Origin of the sequence: Streptomyces sp. NPDC056222 (assembly GCF_042264065.1) — a bacterium.
In the GTDB taxonomy this organism is placed as follows: domain Bacteria; phylum Actinomycetota; class Actinomycetes; order Streptomycetales; family Streptomycetaceae; genus Streptomyces.
In genome coordinates this window covers 83092-97404 of the sequence record NZ_JBHJTL010000001.1, presented here as the reverse complement: position 1 = coordinate 97404, position 14313 = coordinate 83092, and the positions used below count along the sequence as shown (strand labels likewise).

Sequence of the window (14313 nt, the reverse complement as noted above, 5' to 3'; positions counted from 1 at the left end):
CAGCGACGCCGAGTTGTACAGACAACTCTTGGGTAGCGTCGCCGTGACATGCCCCCGCGGTTGCACACCGAGGCTGAACCCGCCGCCACAGGAGCTCAGTTGTGTACGCGATGCCGTGGTGGCGGCGGGGTCAGTGTGATGGCGAGGACTGCCTGATCGTCTTCCTCGGAGGCCGCCGACCAACTGTCGCTGTCGGTCCGCAGGAACGACACGACCGTCTGGGGATCCGGCTCGCTCGTGCGGAAGTGCTCGCCGAGCCGTTCCATGACGGGGTAGAAGGTGCCGTCGGTGTTGCGGGCCTCGCTGAGGCCGTCGGTATACAGGACGAGGACTTCACCGCGCCGCAGGACGTGTTCCGTGGCCGGGACCCGGCCGGCGGAAAGCTCTCCGAGTCCCAGCGGCAGCGCGGGAGCAGTGGCCAGATGGCGGGCCCCGTGCGGGCCGACGGCGACCGGTGCCGGATGACCGCGGTCCACGATACGTACGCTGTCACCGGCGAACTCCATGACCAGTGCCGTCACGAACAGTTCGGGATCACCGGTGCCCGCCTTGGGGCCGTTGCGGACGATGCTGAGCTCGAGCCGGTCCGCCAGGACGGAGAGGTCCTGCCACTCATGGGCGGACACGCGGAAACTCCCCAGGACCGCTGCGACCGTCTGTACCGCGTCCAGGCCCTTGCCCCGAACGTCCCCGATGATGACCCGGACCCCGAACGGCGTCTCGCACATGTCGTACAGGTCGCCGCCGACGAACGTGCCGCCCTCACCCGGCGAGTAGTAGCCGGCGGCGCTGACATGGGCGAGGCGGGACGGCACCGGGCGCAGCAGGGTGCGCTGCATCGCCTCGGCCACCGAGTTCGCCCTGATCAGGTGCTTCTCGGTGTTCTGGCGTTGCCTGGCAAGCAGGATGCTGACGACGCCGATGACGAGGGTGGCCATGTACAGGGCCACGTGGTGCTGCTCGTCGAAGTGGCCCGGACGGGCCGCCGCCATCAGCATCTGCAGCGCCAGGCAGCCGAAGGCCGACCATGCGGTTGCCCTCGGCCCACGTGTCGCGGAGACCAAGGGGGGCACACCGGTGAGCAGGAAGCTCACCGGTTCCCGCCCTTGGACGGCCATCTCCGTGATCAGGACAATGAGGACGGCGATGATGGGCATCCACCAGATCCAGCCCCGGCGCGAGAACAGGAAGTGCCAGTTGGGCGAAGACGGCTGAGGGGGCACGCCTGCACTGTACTGACCGGGCAAGGCCCGGAGCCGGAAGCGGGGCCGCGCCCGTCGGGCGGCTCCCGGAATCGGTCGGGAGCCGCCCTTCGCCGTGCCTGCCCTGTCGGGATCAGCGTGTGACCTCGCGATTGAAGGCGGCGCGGGACCACAGGTAACCGACCAGGGCGAGGCCCGTGCACCAGGCCAGGGCGATCCATCCGTCGTTACCGATCGGGGTGCCGAGCAGCAGGCCGCGCAGGGTCTCGTTGATCGGGGTGAAGGGCTGGTACTCGGCGAACCAGCGCAGGGCGGTCGGCATGGAGTCCGGGGTGACGACCGCGCTGCCGAGGAAGGGCAGGAAGGTCAGCGGCAGCGGGGCGTTGCTCGCGGACTCGACGGTCTTGGCGCCCATACCCATCGCGGCGGACAGCCAGGCCATGCCGAAGGCCAGGAAGAGGAGCAGGCCCGCTGCGGACGCCCACTCGACGGCCGAGGCGTCGGGCCGGAAACCGATCGCGAGGGAGACCCCGGTGATCAGGACGAGGACCGCCGCGACCTGGATGACGCTGCCCAGGACATGGCCGGTGAGGATGGAGCCGCGGGAGATCGACATCGTACGGAAGCGGTTGACGATGCCTTCGGTCATGTCGGTGCAGACGGACACCGCCGTGGCAACGGCCCCCGAGGTCGCGGACATCAGGATGATGCCGGGCACCAGGTAGTTGATGTAGTCGCCGCGGTCGGCTCCCGCACCGATGCCGGTGCCGAGCGCGCCGCCGAAGACGTACACGAACAGCAGCAGCATCAGCAGCGGCATCACGAGGATCGAGATAGTCATCGAGGGGTAGCGCTGCATGTGCTTGAGGTTGCGGCGCAGCATCGTCATGGAGTCGCGCAGGGCGTATGAGCGGGTGGCCTTGGTGGGCTTGGCCGGGGTGAGGGTGGCGGCGCTCATCGGTTCGACTCCTTCTGAGCGGTGGCGGACACGGCGGGGGCAGACGCGGTGGGGGTGTTGTGCCGGCCGGTGAGGGTGAGGAAGACGTCGTCGAGGTCGGGTGTGTGCACGGTGAGCGACTCGGCCGGCACGCCGGTGGTGTCGAGAGCGTCGAGGACGGCGCGGAGGTTGGCGATCGAGCCGTCGCTGGGGATCTGCAGGGTGAGCGACTCGTCGTCGCGGGTGGCCACGCCGAAGATCGCGGCGGCGGTGGCGAGGTGGCTCTCCTCGGCGAACTGGACGCGGACATGGCCGCCGGGGATCAGCCGCTTCAGTTCCTGTGCGGTGCCTTCGGCGACGAGCTTGCCGTGGTCGAGGACCGCGATGCGGTCGGCGAGGTGGTCGGCCTCCTCCAGGTACTGCGTGGTGAGGAAGATGGTCACTCCCTGCTCGGTGACCAGGTTGCGGATGAGTTCCCACATGACGCGGCGGCTGCGCGGGTCGAGGCCGGTGGTCGGTTCGTCGAGGAAGATGATCCGCGGCCTGCCCACCAGGGTCATCGCCAGGTCGAGCTTGCGGCGCATACCTCCGGAGAAGGTGGCGACGTTCTTGCGGGCCGCCTCGGTCAGCTCGAACCGCTCCAGGAGCTCGGCGGCGCGGTGGCGGCCCTCGCCGCGGCCCAAGTGGTGCAGGTCGGCCATGAGGAGGAGGTTCTCCTCGGCGGTGAGCAGCCCGTCGACGGCGGCGAACTGTCCGGTGACGCCGATCTGACGGCGTACCGAGGCTGCGTCGGTGGTCACGTCGTGGCCCGCGATGTGCGCCTGGCCGGCGTCCGGCGTGATGAGTGTGGAGAGGATCTCCACGGTGGTGGTCTTGCCTGCTCCGTTGGGGCCGAGGAGGGCGAAGATCGTGCCCTCGGGAATCCGCAGGTCGATGCCGTCGAGCACCACCTTGTCGCCGTACGACTTGCGCAGGCCGATCGCTGAGATCGCCGCGGAGCGTGTGCTGGTGGCCGCTGTGGTCGCGGTGTTCATGGTGGGCGGGCCTTTCTCTTCGGGGAGTTCAAGGGGCGGGGCGGTCGGGGTAGTCGGGGCGGTGGCGGGACCATTGAGGTCGGCGGGGTCTGACGGGCTGACGGGTCTGGAGGTGTACGGCCACATCGGCGGGCCTGGCTGGCCTGGCGGGGTGCGGCCACGTCGGCGGGTCTAGGGGGCCTGGCGAGGTACGGCCCGCCGACGGGCCTGGGTGGGTCTGGCGGGGTACGGCCCGCCGACGGGCCTGGCTGGCCTGGATGGCCCGGCTGGCCCGGGCCTGGGCCCGGCGGGGCACGGCAACCTCTGGCGGGTCCGACGCCGGAGAGGCGAGGCCTGGCACCATTGGCGCCAAAGGTGTGCCGCGCGGACCGTGAGGTCGTCAGCCGACCAGGGTGCGCTCCCGGTGCGAGGGCGGTGCGGCCTGCGCCCGGCCGAGCTTCTCGCCCTCGACGTCCACCCGGGGCAGGATCCGGTCCAGCCACTTCGGCAGCCACCAGGCGGACTTGCCGAGGAGAGCGAAGAGCGCGGGCACGATCGCCATGCGGACGATGAAGGCGTCGAAGAGGACGGCGATCGCGAGGGCGAAGCCGATCATCTTGACGAAGTCGTTGTCCTCCATGATGAAGCCGGAGAACACGCTCATCATGATGACCGCGGCCGCGCTGACCACCCGGCCGCCGTAGCGGAAGCCGTCGACGACCGCTTCGGCGGGGCGGGCTCCGTGGGCGTACGACTCACGCATCCGGCTGACCAGGAAGACTTCGTAGTCCATCGCGAGACCGAAGACCACGCCGATCATGAAGATCGGCATCGTGCTCATGATCGGGCCCGGTGCGTCGATGCCGAAGACATCGGCGAGCCAGCCCCACTGGAAGACCGCCACGACGGCGCCCAGTGCCGCGGCCACCGAGATCAGGAACCCCAGGGCGGCCTTGAGCGGGACCAGGACCGAGCGGAAGACCACCATCAGGAGCAGGAAGGCGAGACCCACGACCAGGCCCAGGTAGGGCAGCAGCGCGTCGTCGAGGGTCTGGGAGAAGTCGATGAACATGGCCGTCTGACCGGTCACGAGGATCCGGGACGCGGTTCCCCGCTCCAGGTCGCCCGCGGTGTCGCGGAGTTCGCGGACGAGCTCCTCGGTCTTCTTCTCGGTCGGGCCGGTGGTGGGGATGAGGGTGAGGATCGCGGTGTCGCCCGCCTTGTTGGCGGTGGCCGGGGAGACCGAGGCCACGCCGTCCGTCCCCTTGAGGGCCTCGCCGACCTGGTCTCCGGCCGCCTTGGCGTCCTTGGCCTGCACGGTGATCATCAGGGGTCCGTTGAACCCGGGCCCGAAGGACTGAGAGAGCAGGTCGTACGCCTTGCGCTGGGTGGTCTCGGTCGACATCTGGCCCTCGCCCGGCAGACCGAGCTCCAGGCTCGCGGCCGGCACGGCGACCGTGCCGAGGCCGATCACACCGACGAGCAGGACGGCCACGGGGTGGCGCAGGACGTAACTTGCCCAGCGGGAGCCCAGGTTGGGCTTGGTCTTCTTGGCCAGCTTCGCCGCCTGCTTGGCTGCCCTGCGCTGCTTGCGCTCCGACAGCGGCTTGACGGCGTACTGCAGGCGTCCCTTGCGGGCCATCACCTTGACCGGTGCGAGGCCGAGGAGGGCGGGGACCAGCGTGATCGCGACGAGTACGGCGACCGCGACGGTGCCGGCCGCGGCCAGGCCCATTTTCGTGAGCATCGGGATGTCCACCACGGCGAGCCCGGCCAGGGCGACGATGACCGTGAGACCGGCGAAGACGACGGCCGAGCCCGCGGTTCCGACGGCCCGTCCCGCGGCCTCTTCAGGGGTACGCCCCTCGGCCCGCTCGGCACGGAAGCGGGACACGATGAACAGCGCGTAGTCGATGCCGACCGCGAGACCGATCATCATCGCGAGGGTGGAGGTGGTGCCGGACAGGCCCAGTGTGGAGCCGAGCGCCGTGATGCCGGAGATACCGATGCCGACGCCGATCAGCGCGGTGATCAGCGGCATGCCGGCCGCGATCATCGAACCGAAGGTCAGGACCAGGACGAACGCGGAGACCAGGATGCCGATCTGCTCGCCGGTGCCGCCCATGGCCTGCTCGATCTTCACGGCGTCACCGCCGGCCTCGACGGTCAGCCCCGCCTCGCGGGCCCGCTCGGTGGCCGCGTCCAGCGCGTCGTGCGCCTTGTCGCCGACCTCCATCGCAGGGACCTTGTACGTCACCACCATGTAGGCGGTCGTCCCGTCCTTGCTGATGCTGATCTCGGGGGTCTTGTACGGGTCGGCGACGCCCACCACCTGCGGGGACGACGTCCCCAGCTCGGCGACGAGGCGCTCGACCTTCGTCCGCTGCACGGGCGTGGTGATCTTCGTGCCCTCGGGCGCCCGGACGACCACCCGGGCACTGGCGCCGTCGGCGCTCGCGTCGGGGAACTTCTCCGTCAGCAGGTCGAAGGCCTCCTGCGACTCGGTGCCCGGCATCGAGAACGTGTCGGCGGGCGGCGCCGGCGCGGACGAGGCCGCGAAGCCCACGCCGCCGAATATCAGCAGCCAGAGCAGCAGGGTCACCCCCCGGCGACGAAAGGCGAGTCGGCCCAGTCTGGAAAGGAACGTAGCCACGGAGAAACTCCCGTTGGGTCGGTGGTCGGTCGGAGCGGATGGTCCGTCGAAACGGTTCGGCGGACACATCGGATGGGTGGTGGCCGGTCAGAGCGGCTGCCGGTCGAAACGGTGGGCCGTTGGGCGACGGGCGGGCCGGGCCTTCGGCGCCGGGCAGCGCGACATGGCGCCTCGGCGTGTGTCTGGCGTCGGTTTGGCGCATTAGAGGTGCGGGGCGAGCATCCGCATCACGGCATCCCGTCACGGCATCCCGTCACGGCATCCCGTCACGGCCGGACGAGGGTCCCCGGGCCTTCGCCCGGTTCCCGGTCCGGTTCAGGACGCGGTGGTGAGCAGTTCGCGGCAGGTCGGGTGCCGGTGCAGGTCGAGGGTGACCGGGGTGGGCTGCTTGCGGGTGGTGGCGAAGACGTACAAGCGCAGTGCCAGGAAGCGGCCGATGCCGGCGAGGGCCGAGGCAGAGAGGTAGACGGTCTGCTCGACCGCGAGAGGGGGTGCGCTCTCGAACGCGTACAGGACGAGCATCGCGAGGGAGGTCACGGCGAAGGCGGCCACGGCCGTCCCGGCGGACTGCAAGTGGTGGCGGAGGCCGCAGCGCAGCAGCCCGCGCACGTCGGGCCGCCGGCCCGACGCGAAGGTGAACCGCGCGTGCAGCTCGGTCGCGAGGATCGTCGAGACCACTGCGATCAGCGCGTTGGCCAGGATGAAAGGCAGGAAGGTGGCGAGCAGGGCGACGGCCGCGCTGGAGGCGAGGCCGACTCCGCCGCCGAAGATCACGAAGCGGACGAAGGAGGCGAAGGCACCGGGGGTTCCGGGCACACCGGAGGTTCCGGGTGCGCCGGGGGTGCTGGGTGCGCCGAGTGCGCCGGTCTGTGATCCGCGTTCCATCCCTCTCCCCACCCCTCAGTTCGATGTGTACGCCGTGCCGGCGCTTCAGCCCCAACTCCGCCTGTGCGCACGCCTGCACGCGCGCCGCCAAGAGCGCCTACGCGCGGCGGACGACGATGTCGCCGACGCTCGTACGACCCCGGACCTCGACCGTCTCCTCGGACTCCCCCGGGCCCTCCGCCGCCCCCAGCTCATTGCGTACGCGGCCGGCGGTGGAGCGTACGTCGAGCCAGGCCGCGGTCCCCTCGGCGATGCCGACCTCCAGGCCTCCGGCAGCGGAGTCCAGCGTGATCCGGCCGCGTACGACCTCACCGAGGCGGATGGCCCCGCTGGCGGTCTTCGCGGTCACCGAGGACGACGCGCGTACAACGCTGATCGGACCGTTCGAGGAGTTCACGCGCAGCTCCCCGCCGATCTCACCGATCACGGTCTCGCCGTTGAGGTTCTTGACGGTCGCCGACCCCTCGATCCGGCCGACCCGTACGCGGCCCGACCCTTGGATGTCGGTCTCGCCCGTCGTACGGTCCACGAGGACGTCGCCGTGCGAAGTCTTCAGCCGTACCGCCGCGGCCTCGTCCAGCTGGATGTCCCCGGCCGCCGTCGTGAGGCGGCAGTTCCCGAACCGGCCCTCGCCGATGAACTCGCCCAGGCCCGTGCTGCCGGTCAGGTCCGAGCCCGCGGGCAGCTCGACCGTCACATCGACCGCGCCGATCTTGCCGAAGAGCGAGCGCTTCTTGGGGCCCTTGACCAGCAGCTTCCCACCCGCGCAGGTGACCTTGGTTTCCTCGGCGGCCTGCACGTCCAGCTTGTCGCCGGGGTCGCTCGGCGTCACCTCGACCACGGTGTCGGTGCGCTCGCCCGCCACGATCCGGGCCCGCCCGATCTCGAGCTCGACGGTGGCGGAGAGGGGTTCGGGGGTTTCGAAAGTAGGCATGGCTGTGCCGTCCCTTTGACTGAGTGGCTGTTGACCGAGTGACTGAGTGACCGAGCTGAGCGACCGAGTACTGAGCAGCCGAGTGGCCGTATGGACGCAGGCGCTCGGGTGAAGTGCCGTGGTGCGACAGTGACTTGAGGCGTTCCGGGTGCGACCGGCGCACCCGGACTGCGCCGGTGCAATCGTGAGGCGGTTCCGGGGTGCGGCTAGCGGACCCAGCCGGTGAAGCCCTGTCCGACGCCCTGGCCCGTCGAATCCTTCCGGCTACGGCCCGCCGTTCCGGGCTCAAGGGCCGCGGCCACCGCCCGTACCAGCCAGGCGTTGACCGAAAGACCCTCGCGGCTCGCGGCCTCCTCGACCCGGACCTTGAGCTGAGCCGGCGGCCGGAAGTTGATCCGCGACGTGGCGCCATCCTCGACCTCCACCGGGGCCGCCACCGGCGGGGCCTGCACCGGAGTGCCGACCTCCTCGAAGGCGTCGGCGGCGGGCGGCGCGGTCACCACGAATTCGGGGTTCAGGCCGCGCAGCCGCAGATCGACCGAGCCCGGCGCCAGGTCGCGGGTGATCTCGTCCATGGCGTCGGACAGGGCGTTCAGCAGCGTCAGACGTGCGGCCGACTCCAGCTGACCGGTCAGCCGGTCGGCCAGAGCACGGGCTTCGTCCCCGCCCGCCTCGGCGGCGACGCCGAGTTCATGGCGAAGGTTGTCGACATACGGGGTGAGGTCCATGACGCAATAGTGGCACCATCGTGGCGCCATTGCAAGCTCCATGGCGCCACGGTGGGCCAGAGTGTCGTCACGATGGCGCCATGGGTACGGGTGGCACCCCGCACTGCCTGCATCTCCTCCACCACCGGCTCCACAGGATCGGGGCACGCGCGCCGAGAAACCCACCGTTGCCCCTGGTTCGCTGCTCCACCGGCCTTCACCGGCCGACCGGCGGGGCAGCAGGGGCGACCAGCCCACGCAGCAGCCCACACAGGGTCAGCAGCCAGGCCGACGCGGCGACCCACAGGAGCACGCTCCCCAGCGTGTCGAGCCAGGTGATACCCGTGACGGCCGAGGTGGACAGGGACGCGACCGCCGACATACCGAGGGGGAAGACCGTCGCCCAGCGCCGGACGTCGTACCGAAGGCGCGGACGCAGCACTTCGGAGCAGAGCAGCACGACGTACCAGACGAGGTCGAGGGCGAGCAGCACGAGAGTGGCCGTACGCAGCGCCGTGGAGGCAGACCCGGACCACACTGCACTCGCCAGCAGCTTGGACGCGGCGAGCGCCGAGATGGCCAGCGCTCCGCCGGCCACCCACTGGTCGCCCGCCCCCCGGGCGATCTGCCCGAAGTCGAACCGCGCCAGAGCGTCCACGTAGAGCAGCAGCCCGAGAGCGAAGGCGACAAGCGCCGCCCAGGCGAGCCAGTCGCCCCCGACGGGCGCGAGGGTCGCCGCCAGAACAGCGAGCGCCTGCGTGGCGACACAGATCAGGAACACGGCTCCTGGCATGTGCCGCCGCAGATGCCGCAGCACCGCCGTCAGAAGCACAGCCCACAGCACCACAGCCAGCGCCAACAGCACCCCTGCGAAGGCGCTCCAGCCGAGGAGGGCGACGCGAACGCCGATGATGGTGGTGGCGGCGACAGCGGTCAGCCCAGGCGGGGTGTCGGCGTCCGCCAGCCAGCGGCTCCGACTGCCCAACAGACGGGCGCCGAAGTCCCAACCGAGCAGCAGCCACACCAGTGCGGCCAGACACAGCAGGACGCGCGAGAGCCCCTCACGGCCGTCGAGATGGAAGCCCACGGACAGGATGCCGGTGGCCATCACCACGGCGCCCGCCGCGGGCGGCAATTCCGTCCACGTACCAGCCGGCGGCGGCACGGACCGCGTGCGGGCAATCGGCTCGTCCATGAGCCCCATCGCAACGGCTCTCCGCCCATTCCGCCACTCGGAGACCGGACACCGTCCTCCGAGGCTCACAGGGCGCGCCATCGGTCGGGCCGACCGGACCGGTCAGCCCCCGACCCGGTCAGCCGACCCGGTCAGTCCCTGCCGGGTCGGGTGAGACGCGGTGTGGTGGGTAGGGGCACATCGGAGGGCCGATGTCGTGACCCACGCTGAGTGGCTTCTGCTGTCCGGTGAACGCGGCAACTCCGCGACGCGCCTGGACGAACGCCGCGCGGGCGGGGTCGCCTGGTCCGAGGGAAACGAGGCACGGCCGCTCGTCCACGGCGCTGCCTACTTCGCAGAGCTCCTGACAGCCGTCCGCGCGATGCGCGCCGGCGACCTGCTCCTGTTCACCGACTGGCGCGGCGACCCCGACGAGAGGCTTGACGGGCACGGCACCGAGATCGGCACGGTCCTGTGCGACGCGGCCGAGCGCGGCGTCATCGTCAAGGGTCTGCTGTGGCGCTCCCACCTGGACAACTTCCACTTCAGTCAGGAGCAGAACCTCCACTTCGGCGAGGAGATCGAGGAAGCCGGCGGCGAGTGTCTGCTCGACATGCGGGTGCGGCCCGGGGGCTCCCACCACCAGAAGATGGTGGTGCTGCGCCATCCCGGCCGGGAGCAGCTGGATGTCGCGTACGTCGGCGGAATCGACCTCTGCCACAACCGCAACGACGACGCCACCCACCGCGGCGACCGCCAGTCGCTGAGCATGGCGTCCGCCTACGGCCCGCACCCGCCGTGGCACGACGTCCAGCTCGCCCTTCGCGGACCGGTGGTCGGGGACGTCGAAGCCGTCTTCCGCGAACGGTGGGAGGACCCGTCGCCGCTCACCCGCAGCCCGCTGACTCGACTGCGTCAGCTGGTGCACCGGGAGGACACCGACGCGGGCCGCCTGCCCCCGCAGGAAGCCGATCCCGCCCCCTGCGGTACGCACACCGTGCAGGTGCTCCGCACCTATCCGAACCGGCTGCTGCGCGGATATCCCTTCGCCCCCGACGGGGAGCGCAGCATCGCACGGGGATACCTCAAGGCGCTGCGACGCGCCCGGACGCTGATCTACGTCGAGGACCAGTACCTGTGGTCCCCGCGCGTGGTGGCCTGCTTCGCCCGGGCACTGACCGCGCATCCGCGACTGCTGCTGATCGCCGTCATCCCCTCCGTTCCGGAGCAGGACGGCCGGATCACGCTGCCCATGAACCTGATCGGACGGATCAAAGCGCTGGACGAACTCCGCCGCGCCGGCGGTGACCGGGTCGCGGTGTACGGCCTGGTGAACCGGGCCGGAACCCCTGTCTACGTGCACGCCAAGGTGTGCGTCATCGACGACGTATGGGCGTCCGTCGGCTCCGACAACATCAACCTCCGCTCGTGGACCCACGATTCCGAACTCAGCTGCGCCGTGATCGACAGGAGTCCGGACCCACGGCGGCCACGCGACCCGGCGGGACTCGGAGACGGCGCGCGCGCCTTCGCCCGGAACCTCCGCCTGGGTCTGATGTCCGAGCACCTGGGAGCCCTCGACGATGCGGGCGGGCGGAGGGGTGCGGCCGGGGATACGGAGGAGTGGACGCCGGACGGCCTGTGCGATCCCGTGACCGCCTTCGGTGCCTTCGAGGAGACCGCCGCCGCACTGGACGCCTGGTACGAGAGCGGGCGTCATGGCCCTCGGCCGTCGGGCCGCCTGCGCCGGTACGTCCCTCCGGAACTGCCCAGGACGGAGAGGGTGCTGGCGACGCCCCTGCACCACCTCCTCGTCGATCCGGACGGCCGCCCCATGGGCTTGCGGCGCCGGCACAGGTTCTGACGCTGCCACGGGGTCGCTTCGTGAGCAGGGGATGGCGGACCCCACCGATCTCGCCGGCGCGGCCGCCCGTCCCTGAGCGCGGGGCCGCCTCCCGTCCCTGATCGCGCGGTGGGGGCGAGTGCGCGTTGAACGGTCGGCGCTCCTGTACCGCGTCCTCACGGTGCGATCCTCATCGCGATGGGCGCCCGGCCGCTGGCCGGGGCGCTCGGTGCCGGGCCCCCGTCGCTCGGTGCCGGGCCCGGGTCGCTGGGTGCCGGGCCTGGATGGCGTGCCGGCCCAGGCCTCACGGGTGTGGCCCGGGCCGGGGTTTCCAGGCGTCCCACGATCCCACCCGGCACGCGAAGAAGTTGCGGCAGGGATGTCGAGAACGGCGTGGCGCCTCCGTCTCAGGGGCGTAAGCGGTCACCGTGGCCGTACGACACCAAGGAGACCCGGCATGACGATCCAGCGGATGGACAACGTCCTCATCGTTGTCGAGGACATCGACGCCGTCATTTCGTTCTTCGTCGAACTCGGCATGGAACTGGAGGGCAAGGCGCCGATCGAGGGACGTTGGGTGGAGCGTGTCATCGGGATCGACGACGTCCGACAGGACATCGCCATGCTGCGGACACCGGACGGCCACGGCCGAATCGAGCTCGCGATGTTCCACCAGCCGAAGGCGATCCGTAGCGAGCCGAAGGACGCGCCGGCGAACACGCTGGGCATTCGTCGCGTCATGTTCGCTGTCGACGACATCGAGGACGTCGTAGCCCGCCTGCGCACCCACGGCGCCGAACTCGTCGGCGAGCTGGCGCAGTACGAGGACGTCTATCGGCTGTGCTACGTCCGCGGCCCCGAGGGAATCATCGTCGGCCTGGCCGAGCAGCTCGGTTGAAGGCTGTGCCGGCCGGGCGCCCGCCGGACGTAGAGAACGCCTGGAACGCAGAAGTGACGTGAGGGGCACGCGTGACGCGCGGGGCGCCCGGTTCGTATGGGTCGCTTGGTTCATGTGGGACGCCAGGGGCGACAACCACCGTTCCGAGCCAAAGGAGAGCCGTTCGCGCGGCGATTGTTGGCCGGGCTCCCCCCTGCCCTTCCGCGCCCGGGCTTCTAGCATTCGACCACTCCCGCCCGCACTGGTGGGAGCTCCGGAATCCCAAACCTGACATGTACATGATAGTTCAACGGTTTGCTGTTGGACTACCCTCCGCACCGCCGGCTCCTCGATCCACCGCAAAAGGTCCATGACTGCCGCCCGCACCTGCGGCGCGCTGCAACCCGCCCCGCGACCGGACGCATCCGTGTGCCCGCGATCGCCAGGCAGTGAAGCACTGGATGGGAGAACCATGAGAGTCCCCCTGCTCGTGGGCGGAGCGATCGCCGCTCTGTTCGCCTCGGCCCTGCCCACACAGGCGAGCCCGTCGTCGATCGTCGACCCGCCCCCGGACAAGATCGTCATCGACATCGCCACGGTCAACGGCTCCGGCTGCCCCCTGGGCACCGCCGCCATCGCCGTGTCCGAGGACAACACCGCCTTCACCGTCACCTACAGCGAGTACCTGGCGCAGGTGGGCGGCAACTCCCCGCCCACGGCAGCCCGCAGAAACTGTCAGCTCAACCTGCTGGTGCACGTGCCCCAGGGGTTCACGTACGCCATCGCCAGCGCCGACTACCGCGGCTACGCGTCGCTCCGGCCCGGCGCGAGCAGCACCGAGAAGGCCTCGTACTACTTCCAGGGCTCGCCGAACACCGCGTCCCGGACCCATACCTTCCGAGGCCCGTACGAGGACAACTGGCAGGCCACCGACGACACCGACTGGGCGCAGCTCGTGTGGGCGCCTTGCGGTGTGCAGCGGAACTTCAACATCAACACCGAGCTCCGCGTGAGCGCCGGCACGTCGAACCCTGCCACCACCAGCTACATGACCATGGACTCCACCGACGGTGACATCAGCACCGTCTACCACCTGGCGTGGAAGGAGTGCCCCGAAAACTGACACCCGGCACCGCCCCGGCCGGGCCCCCTTCCCGGCCGGGGCCCCGCTCCCCGAGCCGCGCCGCGCCGCGCCGGCGAGATTGAAGGAACGCTTCCGCACCGGACGTCATCAAGCAGAGCGACTACCCGTGCCAGGCCACTCCTTCAGGCGGAACCTCACCGTGGACCCCGCAAATGCTCTCCCTGCCACTCCCCTCTCCTCCACGTGTCCGGAAAGGAGACGCCGGACTCGCTACAGGACCGCGATCCATTCGGTCTCCCCCGCTGCCCACCTGAACGGTTTCGGCGACCACGAAGCGTGCTTCCTCGGCGTCAGCCTGGAGAACAGCAGCTTCACCCCGGCCAGGTTCGACAGCATGCTCAAGTGGGTCTCGCGCCACTTCAGCCGCTGCACCGTGCTGATCGGCGACAGCATCCACCGCCTCACGCTGGCCTCGACCGGCGGCATGGACCCCGACCAGGCTCTCGAGCACGCCCTCGACTTAGGTCGGCAGTTCGTCCAAGCCCAACAGCCACTCCTGGATGCATACCGTGCGGCGACCGACTTCACCGTCGTCACGTGCAGCCAGGTCCAGGAGACCGCCGAGTACGCGGAGTTCCACTACGAACTGCGCACCCTGTTCGCCAAGGACGACGCCTTCCGCGCCTCGGTGGAAGCCTTCGGGCGCGCCTACCACGCCAAACACTCCCCCATGGTGAGTGCCGCGGAACGCCGACAGCGCATCGACACGTCCAGCGCCTACTTCCTCGAAGAGTTCGCCGTCTTCTGCTGTCTCACGCGTCGCGACCTGCCGGTCATGGTCTACCCCGGCCAGTTCAGCACCCTTGCCGAAATCTCAGCCGGGCTCCACCCCCAAGCCCCCGACGAACTCCGGGACCTGACACTCGTATCCCTCCGCGTCCAAGGCCGATAGCGGCCCCTCTCTCACGCCCTTGCGGCAAGACCGCCAGCAGGTCCGGCCGGGC

Annotated in this window: 12 protein-coding genes; 4 read left to right on the top strand and 8 right to left on the bottom strand. The window is 70.3% G+C overall.

The genetic code is table 11. The features are described from left to right. Window positions 1–95 precede the first annotated feature (95 nt). The 8 genes from ACFC0D_RS00500 to ACFC0D_RS00465 form a co-directional block, all read right to left on the bottom strand. Entirely contained in the window at window positions 96–1223 is a 1128-nt protein-coding gene (locus tag ACFC0D_RS00500; RefSeq protein WP_376430068.1) for a PP2C family protein-serine/threonine phosphatase, read from the bottom strand. A 112-nt stretch (window positions 1224–1335) separates the two neighbouring features. Next, complete coding sequence (locus tag ACFC0D_RS00495; protein WP_376430066.1) at window positions 1336–2160, bottom strand: ABC transporter permease; 825 nt, start codon at window positions 2158–2160, stop codon at window positions 1336–1338. Then, window positions 2157–3173, bottom strand: coding sequence for an ATP-binding cassette domain-containing protein (locus ACFC0D_RS00490; protein ID WP_376430064.1), 1017 nt, complete (start codon window positions 3171–3173; stop codon window positions 2157–2159). The genes ACFC0D_RS00495 and ACFC0D_RS00490 overlap by 4 nt, the downstream gene beginning before the upstream one ends. Window positions 3174–3552: 379 nt before the next feature. Further along, complete coding sequence (locus ACFC0D_RS00485; RefSeq protein ID WP_376430062.1) at window positions 3553–5805, bottom strand: MMPL family transporter; 2253 nt, start codon at window positions 5803–5805, stop codon at window positions 3553–3555. 315 nt (window positions 5806–6120) lie between these two features. Then, window positions 6121–6690 (bottom strand): hypothetical protein, encoded by a 570-nt coding sequence (locus ACFC0D_RS00480; RefSeq protein WP_376430060.1) that lies wholly within the window; start codon window positions 6688–6690, stop codon window positions 6121–6123. Between the two features lie 97 nt (window positions 6691–6787). Continuing rightward, window positions 6788–7624: a DUF4097 domain-containing protein gene (locus ACFC0D_RS00475; protein WP_376430058.1), complete on the bottom strand. Its 837-nt coding sequence runs from the start codon at window positions 7622–7624 to the stop codon at window positions 6788–6790. A 206-nt stretch (window positions 7625–7830) separates the two neighbouring features. Continuing rightward, complete coding sequence (locus ACFC0D_RS00470; protein WP_376430056.1) at window positions 7831–8352, bottom strand: hypothetical protein; 522 nt, start codon at window positions 8350–8352, stop codon at window positions 7831–7833. Between the two features lie 196 nt (window positions 8353–8548). Beyond that, complete coding sequence (locus tag ACFC0D_RS00465; RefSeq protein WP_376430054.1) at window positions 8549–9526, bottom strand: tellurite resistance/C4-dicarboxylate transporter family protein; 978 nt, start codon at window positions 9524–9526, stop codon at window positions 8549–8551. 196 nt (window positions 9527–9722) lie between these two features. Here ACFC0D_RS00465 and ACFC0D_RS00460 point away from each other — a divergent pair, with 196 nt between their 5' ends. The 4 genes from ACFC0D_RS00460 to ACFC0D_RS00445 all read left to right on the top strand — a co-directional run bounded on the left by ACFC0D_RS00460 (window position 9723) and on the right by ACFC0D_RS00445 (window position 14261). Then, window positions 9723–11369: a phospholipase D family protein gene (locus tag ACFC0D_RS00460; RefSeq protein WP_376430052.1), complete on the top strand. Its 1647-nt coding sequence runs from the start codon at window positions 9723–9725 to the stop codon at window positions 11367–11369. Between the two features lie 436 nt (window positions 11370–11805). Further along, a complete protein-coding gene (locus ACFC0D_RS00455) occupies window positions 11806–12246 on the top strand; it encodes a VOC family protein (protein ID WP_376430050.1) in 441 nt (146 codons plus the stop codon). 451 nt (window positions 12247–12697) lie between these two features. After that, a complete protein-coding gene (locus ACFC0D_RS00450; RefSeq protein ID WP_376430048.1) occupies window positions 12698–13348 on the top strand; it encodes a DUF4360 domain-containing protein in 651 nt (216 codons plus the stop codon). Next, a complete protein-coding gene (locus ACFC0D_RS00445) occupies window positions 13296–14261 on the top strand; it encodes a tRNA-dependent cyclodipeptide synthase (RefSeq protein WP_376430046.1) in 966 nt (321 codons plus the stop codon). The genes ACFC0D_RS00450 and ACFC0D_RS00445 overlap by 53 nt, the downstream gene beginning before the upstream one ends. Window positions 14262–14313: the final 52 nt, after the last annotated feature.